General features: G+C 43.9%; 11 protein-coding genes. 9 read left to right on the plus strand and 2 right to left on the minus strand.

Translation table 11 applies throughout. The features are described from left to right. Positions 1–1,098, plus strand: a complete 1,098-nt coding sequence (gene alr / locus CAG60_RS00555) for an alanine racemase (protein ID WP_202598468.1) — start codon at positions 1–3, stop codon at positions 1,096–1,098. 217 nt (positions 1,099–1,315) lie between these two features. Then, complete coding sequence (pgi, locus tag CAG60_RS00560) at positions 1,316–2,968, plus strand: glucose-6-phosphate isomerase (protein WP_161438030.1); 1,653 nt, start codon at positions 1,316–1,318, stop codon at positions 2,966–2,968. Positions 2,969–3,110: 142 nt separating this feature from the next. Here pgi and CAG60_RS00565 read toward each other — a convergent pair whose 3' ends face one another. Together CAG60_RS00565 and zur are read right to left on the minus strand one after the other, a co-directional pair. Continuing rightward, positions 3,111–3,572 (minus strand): chemotaxis protein CheX, encoded by a 462-nt coding sequence (locus CAG60_RS00565; protein ID WP_004396129.1) that lies wholly within the window; start codon positions 3,570–3,572, stop codon positions 3,111–3,113. 16 nt (positions 3,573–3,588) lie between these two features. Then, positions 3,589–4,047 carry a zinc uptake transcriptional repressor Zur gene (gene zur, locus CAG60_RS00570; RefSeq protein WP_040904941.1) on the minus strand — a complete coding sequence of 153 codons (459 nt, stop codon included), beginning with the start codon at positions 4,045–4,047 and terminating at the stop codon, positions 3,589–3,591. A gap of 494 nt (positions 4,048–4,541) precedes the next feature. Between zur and CAG60_RS00575 the strand changes: the two genes are divergently transcribed. The 7 genes from CAG60_RS00575 (at position 4,542) to CAG60_RS00605 (ending at position 12,834) form a co-directional block, all read left to right on the plus strand. Further along, positions 4,542–6,053 carry an AbgT family transporter gene (locus CAG60_RS00575; RefSeq protein WP_199244770.1) on the plus strand — a complete coding sequence of 504 codons (1,512 nt, stop codon included), beginning with the start codon at positions 4,542–4,544 and terminating at the stop codon, positions 6,051–6,053. Between the two features lie 241 nt (positions 6,054–6,294). Next, complete coding sequence (gene dusA, locus CAG60_RS00580) at positions 6,295–7,302, plus strand: tRNA dihydrouridine(20/20a) synthase DusA (protein ID WP_158144339.1); 1,008 nt, start codon at positions 6,295–6,297, stop codon at positions 7,300–7,302. Positions 7,303–7,377: 75 nt separating this feature from the next. Next, complete coding sequence (locus CAG60_RS00585) at positions 7,378–8,040, plus strand: TIGR04219 family outer membrane beta-barrel protein (RefSeq protein ID WP_154169308.1); 663 nt, start codon at positions 7,378–7,380, stop codon at positions 8,038–8,040. 111 nt (positions 8,041–8,151) lie between these two features. After that, positions 8,152–8,388 carry a hypothetical protein gene (locus tag CAG60_RS00590; protein ID WP_040904939.1) on the plus strand — a complete coding sequence of 79 codons (237 nt, stop codon included), beginning with the start codon at positions 8,152–8,154 and terminating at the stop codon, positions 8,386–8,388. Positions 8,389–8,478: 90 nt separating this feature from the next. Then, complete coding sequence (locus CAG60_RS00595) at positions 8,479–10,329, plus strand: assimilatory sulfite reductase (NADPH) flavoprotein subunit (protein WP_202598469.1); 1,851 nt, start codon at positions 8,479–8,481, stop codon at positions 10,327–10,329. Continuing rightward, the gene (gene cysI, locus CAG60_RS00600) at positions 10,329–12,065 is read left to right on the plus strand and encodes an assimilatory sulfite reductase (NADPH) hemoprotein subunit (RefSeq protein ID WP_158144336.1); all 1,737 of its coding nucleotides are present in this window, start codon (positions 10,329–10,331) and stop codon (positions 12,063–12,065) included. Before CAG60_RS00595 ends, cysI begins: the two co-directional genes overlap by 1 nt. Next, entirely contained in the window at positions 12,058–12,834 is a 777-nt protein-coding gene (locus CAG60_RS00605; protein ID WP_161438032.1) for a phosphoadenylyl-sulfate reductase, read from the plus strand. Before cysI ends, CAG60_RS00605 begins: the two co-directional genes overlap by 8 nt. Positions 12,835–13,253: the final 419 nt, after the last annotated feature.

Consider the following 13,253-nt stretch of genomic DNA (forward strand, 5'->3'; position numbering starts at 1 on the left):
ATGAACTACATGAAAGCCGCTAAAGCGAGTATTGATCTGCAAGCGTTGCAGTATAACTTACAAAGAATTAAGCAGCAGGCTCCTAGTAGTAAAGTCATGGCGGTCGTTAAGGCTAATGGTTATGGTCATGGTTCTTGTCAGGTTGCTCGCTACGCTCAAGATGCTGATGCTTTTGGTGTTGCTCGAATTCAAGAAGCCCTGCAACTCAGAGCGAATGGCATTGTTAAGCCAATACTCCTCTTAGAAGGTTTTTATTCTGCTGGCGATCTCCCGGTTTTAATGACCAACAATATCCAAACAGTCGTGCACTGTGAAGAGCAGCTACAAGCTTTAGAGCGAGCACAATTAGACACGCCAGTATCGGTATGGTTAAAAATCGACAGTGGGATGCATCGTCTTGGTGTGCGTCCTGAGCAGCACGCTGAGTTTGTTGAGCGTTTACATCGCTGCCCAAATGTGGCTAAACCTCTACGTTATATGAGCCATTTTGGCTGTGCTGATGAACTGAATAGCCCGATCACGCGCCAACAAATTGAGCTGTTTTTATCGTTGACCGAGGGGTGTAAAGGCGAGCGCTCATTGGCTGCATCGGCTGGATTATTAGCATGGCCGGAAAGTCAGCTAGACTGGGTAAGACCAGGAATCATTCTTTATGGTGTTTCTCCTTTTGCCCATCAGGACGCTCAGGCGATGGGATACCGTCCAGTCATGACCTTAACGGCACCTCTGATTGCTGTTCGAGAGGTGAAGGCCGGAGAGAGTATCGGTTATGGTGCCTTATGGACCGCTCAACGAGAGACTAAAATCGGTGTGATTGCGATTGGTTATGGTGATGGCTATCCACGTACGGCACCTAATGGTACGCCAGTGTTAGTCAATGGTCGTATTGTGCCAATGGCAGGGCGAGTTTCTATGGATATGCTGACGGTTGATTTAGGCCCAGAGGCTCAGGATAGCGTCGGTGATGAAGCCATTTTGTGGGGGCAAGACCTTCCAGTTGAGAGAGTGGCGGAACATATTGGTACCGTGGGTTATGAGTTAGTGACCAAACTGACCTCTCGAGTAGAGATGCATTATCTCACCGGAAAAATAGGCTAAACAAGTCAGTGATTAAACAAGTTGAGCCACCGATGTGGGTTTCACTGACTTATCTCAAAGTCGCGCGACGATGGCTCAGCGATAATGAGTTTATTGAGCAGTGACCCTGCTTTATCGAACCATGATGATTTTCTTTTTTGCATTAACAGGGATTCCAACCTAGCTAATAGGCAAGGTAATAAGGAATAAAACCTACCGTAACATTGGGATAGAGAATATGTTGAAAAACATTAATCCAACGCAAACCAACGCTTGGAAAGCACTAACCGCGCATTTTGAATCTGCGCAAGACATGGATTTAACCACTCTGTTCGCTGAGGATAACCAGCGTTTTAACCATTTCTCAGCGCGTTTTGGTCAAGATATTCTGGTTGATTATTCGAAGAATTTAATCAATCAAGAGACGATGCAACACCTGTTTGCTTTAGCCAAAGAGACGCATCTCGAAGATGCCATTCAAGCGATGTGTCAAGGTGAGGCAATTAACCAAACTGAAGGTCGCGCCGTCTTACATACTGCACTACGTAATCGCAGTAATACCCCAGTAATGGTCGATGGCCAAGATGTGATGCCAGCCGTTAATGCCGTATTAGAAAAGATGCGTGTATTTTCAGAGAGCGTGATCAAGGGTGAATGGAAAGGTTTCACCGGTAAAGCGATTACCGATGTAGTGAATATTGGTATTGGTGGTTCAGACTTAGGTCCTTATATGGTGACTGAAGCGCTCGCACCGTATAAAAATCATCTGACCATGCACTTTGTATCCAACGTCGATGGTACTCATATTGCTGAGACATTGAAGAAAGTGGATCCGGAAACCACGCTGTTCTTAGTGGCGTCGAAAACGTTCACCACGCAAGAAACCATGACTAACGCTCACTCTGCGCGTGATTGGTTCTTAAACGTCGCGGGCGATCAAGCGCATGTGGCGAAGCACTTTGCTGCGCTGTCGACTAATGGTCAGGCGGTGACTGAGTTTGGTATTGATACCGAAAATATGTTTGAGTTCTGGGATTGGGTTGGTGGCCGTTATTCTCTGTGGTCAGCCATCGGTTTGTCGATCATTCTATCAATTGGCTACGATAACTTTATTGAGTTGTTAGCTGGGGCTCACGAGATGGATCAGCATTTTGTTGATACACCGTTTGAGCGCAATATTCCGGTGATCCTTGCTCTGATTGGTATTTGGTATAACAACTTCCATGGCGCTGAATCAGAAGCGATTTTACCTTACGATCAATACATGCATCGTTTTGCGGCTTATTTCCAACAAGGGAATATGGAATCGAACGGTAAATACGTTGATCGTAATGGTCAGGCTGTGACTTATCAAACAGGACCGATCATTTGGGGTGAGCCAGGTACCAATGGTCAGCATGCGTTTTATCAGTTGATCCACCAAGGCACCAAGCTGATCCCTTGTGATTTTATTGCGCCAGCATTGACTCATAATGCCGTCAGCGATCATCATCAAAAATTGATGTCGAACTTTTTTGCGCAAACTGAAGCGCTTGCATTTGGTAAATCTGCCGATGTAGTGAAAGCGGAATTACTGAAAGCGGGTAAATCGGCGGCGGAAATTGAAGCGTTAGTCCCCTTTAAAGTTTTTGAAGGTAACCGTCCAACTAACTCGATTTTAGTTAAACAGATCACGCCACGAACTTTAGGCAATTTGATTGCGATGTATGAGCATAAAATTTTTGTGCAAGGTGTGATTTGGAATATTTTCTCGTTTGATCAATGGGGCGTAGAGTTAGGTAAGCAATTAGCGAATCAGATTCTTCCTGAGTTGGCGGATGGTCAAGACGTTATCTCTCATGACAGCTCAACCAATGGTTTGATCAATGCGTTTAAAGCCTTTCGGGGCTAATACCACGCTAAGTAGGCTGGCTCTTCGCCGATCTTGAACAAGATTTGCCGTCGATAAGTCTGCTATTACCAATATACAAAAGGGTCGACGTGAAATGTCGACCCTTTTCTTTTCTGGGCAAGTCAAAGCGACTTGCTCTGGTTTACTCGAAACAGATCTCAATAAAGGCATTTCCCCATTGAGATGAGAACGGCATGATGATGATCGAACCTTCGCATTTGTGTCGTATTGTATGACCTTTGCCCGATACCACCACTGGGGTCGCTAAATCAAAATCAAAGCCACTTTCGGCTAAGATACGTTTTGCTCCACCCGTTACCATGTTGGTAATTTCCCCGACCATATCCGTGACTTCTTCATTTAAGCCATTCGGTCGTTCGCCCAACATGTTTTCCATAATTTGTAAGGCTAAAGCCTCATCAAAGGTAATCGACATGGAACCGCGTGTTTGAGGCCCGATCATACCGATAAGACCAGACACATCGCCACGAGCAATTTCATCTTTTTTGAGGCGAGGCTTTTGGGGCTTCAGTTCTAATGAAGCCATCGTTTTTAGTACATTTAGCAAAGACGCTAAGAACGGATTGACAAATTCAGCGCGCATAACTCTCTTCTATAGTCTAATTCTTTGTTTCTGAAGAACAGGATTGGCAAATACCATGAGATTCAATGACATGGTTAGTAATTGTAAATCCGTGTTGCTCCGCGTTGTTCGCCAGCATTGTTATCAGATTATCATTTTGTAACTCCACAACGTTACCGCATTGGTCACAAATTAACAGCTGAGAAAAGTGCTTATGGGCATTACAAGAGCAGCAAGAGATAAAGCTATTCGTTGACTCCACACGATGAATAAAGCCTTGTTCTAACAGAAAATCTAAGGCTCGATACACCGTCGGTGGTTTTGCTTGTGGCTCACTGACTTTTAAATCTTCAAGCAAATCGTAGGCACTGGATGCTTTTTGACTGGCGCAGATAAGTTCAAAAACGCGCTTACGTTGTGAAGTTAGACGAACGCCCCTTGCTGCACATATTTCTTCAATTTGTTGGCTAAGCTTCTTGTCCAAATCTATCACCATCATTGCTGGACTCTAGTAATCATATACTATTTCAAGATAAATATCGTTTTGAACATCAATAAATCATTAGTGATTGATTGACTATGAACGCTATTGTCATAAATAGTGCCTAACTTACCTCATCTTGCGATAAAACGATACAGTGAAGAAAATCGGCGATTCACTTTCCTACTTAACGTGGTGATTATGCTCGTAGCCCCCCCTTTAATCCCCTTACCCAGTTATCTAGCTGCCCATGATTTTCAGTAAGTCGCGTTATTGTTGTGAATAACACTACTATAAATCACAACTTGAATTATAATGGTTATCATTTTAAATCATTGATTGTATTGGTTAATTTGATGTTTTATTTTCGTGTGTTTATTGAGTTGATTTGCTTGTCAGTGGGATGTTTTTCAATGGTGAGATTCTTGGTGTGAATCAAAATCAATGTGTGATGATGATGGTCAGCAAAACCTTAACCGTGGTGACGACTTTTTATACGGGGAAATTATATGCGTTTTAGTTTATCGATGCCTAAGTCACGGGCCAACCGTTCCCTATTCGATTGGATTGAAAAGTGGGGTAATCGGTTACCTCATCCCATCGTATTATTCATTCTATTGACGGTAGTGGTTTTAGTTATTTCTAAATTTGGTTCATTACTCGGATGGCATTATCAATTACCAGGACAGCCCGTTGCTTCGGTCGAGGATTTACTCTCTGAATTTGGATTACGAGCATGGCTTGGTGGGGCTTTACAAGCCTTCGCAGCCTTTCCCCCTCTAAGCATCATTATTGTTGCGATGATTGGTATCGGTATTGCGGATGCTTCAGGTCTGATTGGTTATGCGGTGCAACGTGCCGTGAGACATGCTGGTACATGGCAATTGACCGCAACTATCATGTTATTGGGCTTACTATCAAATGTGGCGGGAGCGGTTGGATATATTGTTTTGATTCCCCTAGCATGCCGAGCTTATCTCGCGGCAAAACGTTCAGCCCTCGCTGGATTAGCGGCCGCGTTTGCTGGTGTTGCTGGTGGTTCACATGCTTCAGTGTTTTTAACCACTTATGATGTGGTCCTTTCGGGGATCAGTACTTCGGCGGCGCAATTGGTTGATCCTATGGTGACGGTGAGTCCATTAGCCAATTATTACTTTCTTACTGCCAGTGTTGGTATGTTGGTGCTGGTAGGTACGTGGATTTCTATCCGAGTGGTTGAGCCACGCTTAGCGCGTTACTCTTGCACAGGCTTTCCGATTGAGGTGATCCCAGATACTCGTCATGACAAAGCGATGTTTAGCGCATTAGGCGCAGCAATGTTATTGGTATTGATGATGGTTATCGCCACGCTTCATCCTTCGGGATGGCTAACGCCGAGCGATCCTACGATGTTTGCTCGTAGTGAAGTGATTAAAGGTTTGCCGATTATTGTCTCGTTAACGTTTGCCTTAAGTGGGTTGGTGTTTGGGTTTATGTCCGGCTCGTTTAAGGGGGAGAGTGATGTTATCAAAGGCTGTCAAAAAAGCATGGAGAGGCTGGGTTTGTTTCTGGTCATCATCTTTTTCGCTTCGCAGTTGATCTTTATTTTTCAACTTAGCCAATTATCGGGGTTGTTGGCTGTTACCTTAAGTGAGTTACTGGCTTGGCTTAACGTTAAAGGGCCTATGCTGGTTGTGGGGTTGATCACTTTTAGTGCATTTTTGAACTTATTTATGGGATCGCCGATGGTGCTGTGGAGTTTAATGGCTCCGGTTTTTGTCCCCTCGCTGATGTTGGCTGGGTTGTCTGTCGATCTCATTCAAGTCGCTTTTCGAATCGGTGATTCGGTGACGAATATTATTACTCCTCTTTTTGGTTATTTAGGCTTAATTCTTGCCACTGCCCAGCAATATGAACCGAAAGCGAAACTAGGGACATTGATGTCGATGATGTTGCCCTACAGTATTGCATTTTTTGTTATGTGGTCAGGATTACTACTGTTATGGGTGTACGTTTTTCATCTGCCCCTCGGTGTGGTGTAATCTTGTCCACATCGAGAAAGTTCATCGTCCAGCGCTTTGATGAGTTTTTGCTACATGAGCTCGACACTTGTGTATAATCTGCAAATTATTTTTCATAACAGCCTGTCTGGTTAAATTCGTATTATCGTTTTAGCTAAGCTGCGCTTATTGCGGAATACTGGCTAACTTTTGTTACTCTTATCGTATAAAAGTTAGCCTAAGCTGTTGGCTTACATGACCGCCTATTAACCAAACGTAAACTATGACTACTTCTACTGACACTGATAAATTTAAAGCTCATCGTCTTTCGGTGGCCCCTATGCTCGATTGGACGGACAGACATTGTCGTTATTTTCATCGTCTCCTCACCTCGCAAACCTTGTTGTATACCGAAATGGTGACCACTGGAGCTATCATTCACGGTAAGGGCGATTTTCTTACTTATAACCAAGAAGAGCACCCAGTCTCGTTGCAGCTCGGTGGCTCGAATCCTACGGATTTAGCTCATTGTGCCAAGTTAGCTCAAGAGCGTGGTTATGATGAGATTAATTTAAACGTCGGCTGCCCTTCTGATCGGGTACAAAATGGTAAGTTTGGTGCTTGTTTAATGGCTGAGCCGCAATTGGTTGCCGATTGCGTTGCTGCGATGCGTGAGGTGGTGGATATTCCAGTAACCGTCAAAACCCGTATTGGGATTGATGATCAAGACTCTTATGAGTTCTTAACCCGCTTTGTGCAGTTAGTCTCCGAACAAGGTGGATGTGAGCAATTCACTATTCATGCGCGTAAGGCTTGGTTAAGTGGCTTAAGCCCGAAAGAAAACCGTGAAATACCGCCTCTCGATTATCCACGTGCTTATCAGCTTAAGCGGGACTTTCCTCACTTAACTATTGCGATTAATGGTGGAGTCAAATCGTTAACCGAAGTGTTAGATCATTTACAACATCTTGATGGGGTAATGGTTGGACGTGAAGCTTATCAAAATCCTTATTTACTCGCGGAAGCGGATCAACAGATTTTTGGTCTTGATAAGCCTATTAAAAAACGCTCTCAAGTGGTTCAAGAGATGTACCCTTATATTGAACAGCAACTCACTCAAGGTGCTTATCTTGGGCATATTACTCGACATATGTTAGGGCTTTTCCAGAGTATGCCAGGAGCGCGCCAGTGGCGACGTTATATTAGTGAAAATGCCCATAAGCCGGGATCGGGTGTTGAGGTTGTTGAAACCGCGTTGGCGAAAATTCCTTATCAAGAATTAAATGTGTAATCGGTTGGCGTAGTTGACGAACGCATAAATGCCATCGTCACCATTCAATGCAAGCAATCAGGAGAAGATATCATCATGAATCGAATCAAAACCATCTTGTGTGGCGTAGCCGTGTGCGTTTCAAGTTCGGCGTTAGCGGAAGAGGCAGCGTATGGTGTGAAAGTGGGCGCTGAAATGTGGTGGGGGAAAACGAAGATTGATAACGTTCGCTATGAGACGGCGCAAGTACCTGTGATCTCTTTAGCTTTCGAGCATTCACTCGATTATTGGCCGAACATGAGTTTTCGTTATAGCCATGTTGATGCACAGACGGTGGCGTTTGATAAGTACGATTACACCTTGTATTACCGGTTACTTGATAGGCAAGCGTTGCGTTTTAATGCAGGGGTGATGCTCAGTCAATATCGCTCCACGGACTACCGAGCGCCAGATAATCAGCACTATGCCTTTAATGATTTGACCTTCAATTGGTTTGGATATGCAGAGTTAAGTATCCCGAATTCAAATTTTGATATCATTGGTCAGATTGATTTTGGTGAGAGTAAAGGCATTAAAAGTGCGGATATGACGGCTGGTATTCAGTATGTCATTGATAACCCAACTTACCCATTGATATTAAAAGCGGGCTATCGTGTGATTGATTTGGAGTTTACCAATTTAGCAACCCAGTCACCACAAACTAGTGAATCATTGGTCTTTGTCGATGGCTGGTTTATTGGTGCTGAAATGCATTTTTGATGGTTGACCACTTCGTGATGGATTAGCTGAAAATTTGCCCTGCTTACTCGCAATTTGCTCGAAATAAACCATGCTTAATCTAATGGATGAGCGATGGAAGCGAGATTAGCCATGACAATCACGGAACTAAGAAATCTGTATCGGGAGCAAATGCTGATTGAAGCCATTATTGAACCCTCATCGGCGGAAGGAACATGGATTGTTGAATTTCGTCACCAACGAGGTGGTTTTGTGCCGCTCACCGATGCTAGCGGTGAAGAGTGCCATTATACCGATTTAGACAGTGCCTCAAAATCTGCTATGGCGGTTGGTTTTAAGCAAGTCAGAATAGAAAGTCGCTTTGATTGAAGGGTGACTTTCTTACTTCCAAAAAGTTATAAAACATTCTCTTCTATTCTTTCTTGTTATTAAAGAGAGTGGTTAATCTATCGTCACGCAATGAATAAGGACGTCGTGACAATGTCTTCAGGAAATACCTTACCACAAGAATTGGCATCGTTAGCCAGCCCAATCAACGACTCTCAGCTTTCACAACTCCAGCAAACTGCAACGGAACTATCGCCGCATCAATTGGCTTGGTTGAGTGGTTATTTCTGGGGGTTAAGTCAAGCGCCGGCTAATCGTGTTGGTGCTGCGGTGTCTCAAGCTTTATCAGTAACTTCAACACCACAGGGTCAATTAACCATTATTTTTGCTTCGCAAACCGGTAATGCCAAAGGGGTTGCGCAGCAGCTTCAACGCGAAGCACAAGCGTTAGGTATTAAGGTGCAGTTATTTGATGCCAGCGATTACAAAGGCAAAGATCTGGCGAAAGAAACGCATGTGATCATCGTTGCTTCAACCAATGGTGAAGGTGAAGCGCCTGATAACGCCCTTGTCTTGCATGAGTTTTTGCAATCTAAAAAAGCGCCTAAATTACCGCACTTAAAATATGGCGTGATTGGCTTAGGAGACTCAAGCTATGAGTTTTTCTGTCAAACGGGTAAAGACTTTGATTTGTTTTTAGAAAAGTTAGGTGCGCAGCGTTTTATTGAACGCATCGATTGTGATGTCGATTACGCGCAACCAGTCGCTGAATGGCAGGCGAAAGCGTTGCAAGAGGTGCAACAAGCTCTATCTTCTGAGCAAGGGCAGGTTGTACAGCTTCCGCTTAGTCAAATTGATGCCAAGCAAGCGAGCTATTCAAAACAGAATCCTTATCTAGCCACGTTATTAACTAGCCAAAAAATTACCGGTCGCGACTCCGGAAAAGACGTGCGACATATCGAAATTGATTTAACCGATTCAGGGTTAACTTATCAGCCAGGTGATGCGCTTGGTGTCTGGTATGAGAACAACCCTCAATTAGTACAACAGATCTTAACGCTGGTGGGTTTAACTGGTGATGAGCAGGTTGCAGTCGACGGCTCGCCATGCACTGTCTATGATGCGTTAGTTAACCATTATGAGATCACCGCATCTAACCCTCAGTTTATTAGTCAATATGCCGAATTGTCAGCCAGTAAAAAGTTGCAAAAACTGGTCGAAAATAAAGACAAGCTTCGTGAGTATTCAGCGCAGACGCAAATTATTGATGTATTAAAAGAGAAAAAATGTGCCTTGTCGGCTGATCAGTTGATCGGTTTACTGCGCCGATTAACCCCTCGATTATATTCAATCGCTTCTAGCCAACGAGAAGTTGATGAAGAAGTACATCTTACTGTTGCCGTGGTTGAATATCCGGTTAACGACGAGCGGCGTCAAGGTGGTGCATCGAGCTTTATTGCTCATCAATTGGCTGAAGGCGAGCAGGTAAAAATCTTTGTAGAAGCCAATAACCATTTCAAACTCCCAGAAGATGATAATACGCCAATTATTATGATTGGCCCCGGAACCGGGATTGCGCCTTTCCGCAGTTTTATTCAAGAGCGAGATAATCGGGCTGCGCCGGGGAAAAACTGGTTATTTTTTGGCGATCGCACCTTTACCCAAGATTTTCTCTATCAGCTTGAGTGGCAGAAATATTTGAAGTCTGGCCTATTAACCCGTTTGGATGTGGCATTCAGCCGAGATCAGCATGAAAAAGTTTATGTGCAGCATCGTTTGTTAGAACAAGCTGAGCAAGTTTGGCAATGGATTGAACAAGGAGCTTACCTTTATGTGTGTGGCGACGCTCAGTATATGGCGAAAGATGTTCATCAAGCTCTGATTACGATTGCCATCCAGCAAGGTGGTTTAGACAAAGATCAAGCAGAACAATTTATTAATGATTTACGTAAAGCGAAGCGTTACCAAAGGGATGTTTACTAATGAGCACTAAACCACAATCGCCACAGCAAGAAGTATTAGGCCAAGTATTGGGGCCATTCTCGGATAACGAGCGTTTAAAGCGAGAAAGTAATTTTTTACGGGGTACGATCGAGCAGGATCTGCAAGATCGTATTACCGGTGGATTTAGCGCGGATAATTTTCAGTTGATCCGTTTTCACGGTATGTATCAGCAAGATGATCGCGATATTCGTAACGAACGAACCAAGCAAAAATTAGAGCCTCTACATAATGTTATGTTACGAGCTCGTATGCCGGGAGGGATTATTACTCCTCAGCAGTGGTTGGCGATAGATAAGTTTGCTAGTGAGCATTCTCTTTATGGCAGCATTCGTTTAACTACGCGGCAGACGTTTCAGTTTCATGGCGTGTTAAAGCCTAATATTAAGTTGATGCACCAAACGCTGAATAGCATTGGTATTGATTCGATTGCTACGGCTGGTGATGTGAACCGCAATGTGTTGTGTACTTCAAACCCTGTTGAATCTGAATTGCACCAAGAAGCTTATCAGTGGGCGAAAAAAATCAGTGAACATCTATTACCGAAAACTCGCGCTTACGCCGAAATTTGGTTGGACGGTGAAAAAGTAGAAACGACAGAAGATGATGAGCCGATTTTAGGTCAGCACTATCTACCACGTAAGTTTAAAACGACAGTGGTGATCCCGCCGCAAAATGATGTCGACGTTCATGCCAACGATCTGAATTTCGTCGCGATTGCTGAGCATGGCAAATTAGTTGGTTTCAATGTGCTGGTGGGCGGCGGTTTGGCGATGACGCATGGCGATACGTCAACCTATCCGCGCCGTGCGGATGATTTTGGCTTTATTCCTTTAGAGAAAACCTTAGAGGTTGCAGCAGCAGTGGTCACAACTCAGCGTGACTGGGGTAACCGCTCTAATCGTAAAAACGCCAAAACCAAATACACTTTAGATAGAGTGGGTGTTGAGGTCTTTAAAGCTGAAGTTGAAAAACGTGCAGGTATTCAATTTGCGCCAAGTCGTCCCTATCAATTTACCGAACGTGGCGATCGCATCGGTTGGATAGAAGGTATTGACGGTAAGCATCACCTAACGCTGTTTATTGAAAATGGCCGTTTATTGGACTTCCCAGGTAAACCATTGAAAACCGGTGTCGCTGAAATCGCTAAGATCCATCAGGGTGATTTTCGCATGACAGCCAATCAAAATCTGATTGTCGCTGGCGTGGCATCGGAAGATAAAGCAGAGATTGAACAGATCGCTCGGCTACATGGTTTAATCAATGATCAGGTCAGCGAGCAGCGTAAGAATTCGATGGCCTGCGTGTCGTTCCCTACCTGTCCTTTAGCAATGGCGGAAGCTGAGCGTTTTCTGCCTCAGTTTGTCACGGATGTTGAGAACCTTCTGAACAAACATGGCTTACCAAAAGAAGACAATATTATCTTGCGTGTTACAGGGTGTCCTAATGGATGTGGGCGGGCGATGCTTGCCGAAGTCGGCTTAGTTGGCAAAGCGCCGGGGCGTTACAATCTTCATTTAGGGGGCAATCGAGCGGGAACGCGCATCCCTAAAATGTATAAAGAGAACATAACTGACCAACAGATTTTACAAGAGCTTGATGTATTGATTGATCGCTGGGCACATGAGCGAAATGCTGATGAAGGATTTGGTGATTTCACCATTCGTGTTGGGATAATAGAAGAGGTGATTATTTCTAAGAGGGATTTTTATGCCTAAGCATCCTATTTTAACCCTCGAGCTTGAGCATCTATTAATATTGAGTAAGGTCGAGCAAACGCTCTACCTTGCCGAGTTAAATGGCTATCTTGAGACACTGACCGCTCAGCAGCGCGTTGCATGGGCTTTAGAGAATCTATCGGGCACTCATGTTTTATCATCGAGTTTTGGTATTCAGGCTGCTCTGATGTTGCACTTGGTATCGGATATTAAGCCTGGCATTCCAGTTATTTTGACCGATACCGGCTATTTGTTCCCAGAAACCTATCAATTCATAGACCAATTAATCGAAAGCCTAAACCTGAATTTGCATGTTACTCGTGCCGAGATCACACCAGCTTGGCAAGAAGCTAAGTATGGCAAACTTTGGGAGCAGGGGATTGATGGCATCAGCCGTTATAACCAAATAAATAAAGTTGAGCCTATGCGTCGTGCTTTAAGCAACTTATCGGTCGGTACTTGGTTTTCTGGTTTACGTCGCGAGCAGTCTCAATCGAGAGCCAACTTGCCGATTCTGTCGATTCAAAATAATGTTTTTAAATTTTTACCAGTGATCGACTGGAGTAATAAAGATGTGCATTATTATTTAAAAGAAAATAACCTTCCTTACCATCCATTATGGGAGCAAGGCTATCTTTCGGTTGGTGACTGGCATACCACTCGCCAATGGAAACCAGGAATGAGTGAAGAAGAAACTCGATTTTTCGGTTTGAAAAGAGAGTGTGGCCTTCATGAAGAGGCAAAAGAAGTGAATGGTTCAGGCATATAATTAGGTTAATGTGCATAACTCTGTGGGTAACGTGTTTGTTTCGTCTTGATAAAGTGGGATAAATAAGGCTTTGGCTAAAAAAGTCCCCTTTAAGCATTATTTTGACTATTTTCGTTAAATAAAGCTTGCCAAGATTAAACGGATCTCTATAATGCGACCTCACTGACACGGCAGACGCCGCAAGGCTTCAGGCAGTGTTGGTTGAGGGAAAGCTTCTAAAAAAGAAAATTTGAAAAAGTGTTTGACTCTTCAAATTAACTCGCTAGAATTCACCTCCGCTTCGAAGCTCAACGAGAGATTCGCAAGCCAGCTCTTTAACAATTTAAACCAATCAATCTGTGTGGGCACTCGTTGATGATAATCAAAATGCTTAGCAATAAGCACTTCGGTTTCAATGAACTGAGTGACCAAATTGATAG

This window comes from Vibrio sp. V33_P6A3T137 (genome assembly GCF_009904835.1).
Classification (GTDB): Bacteria; Pseudomonadota; Gammaproteobacteria; order Enterobacterales; family Vibrionaceae; genus Vibrio; species Vibrio metschnikovii.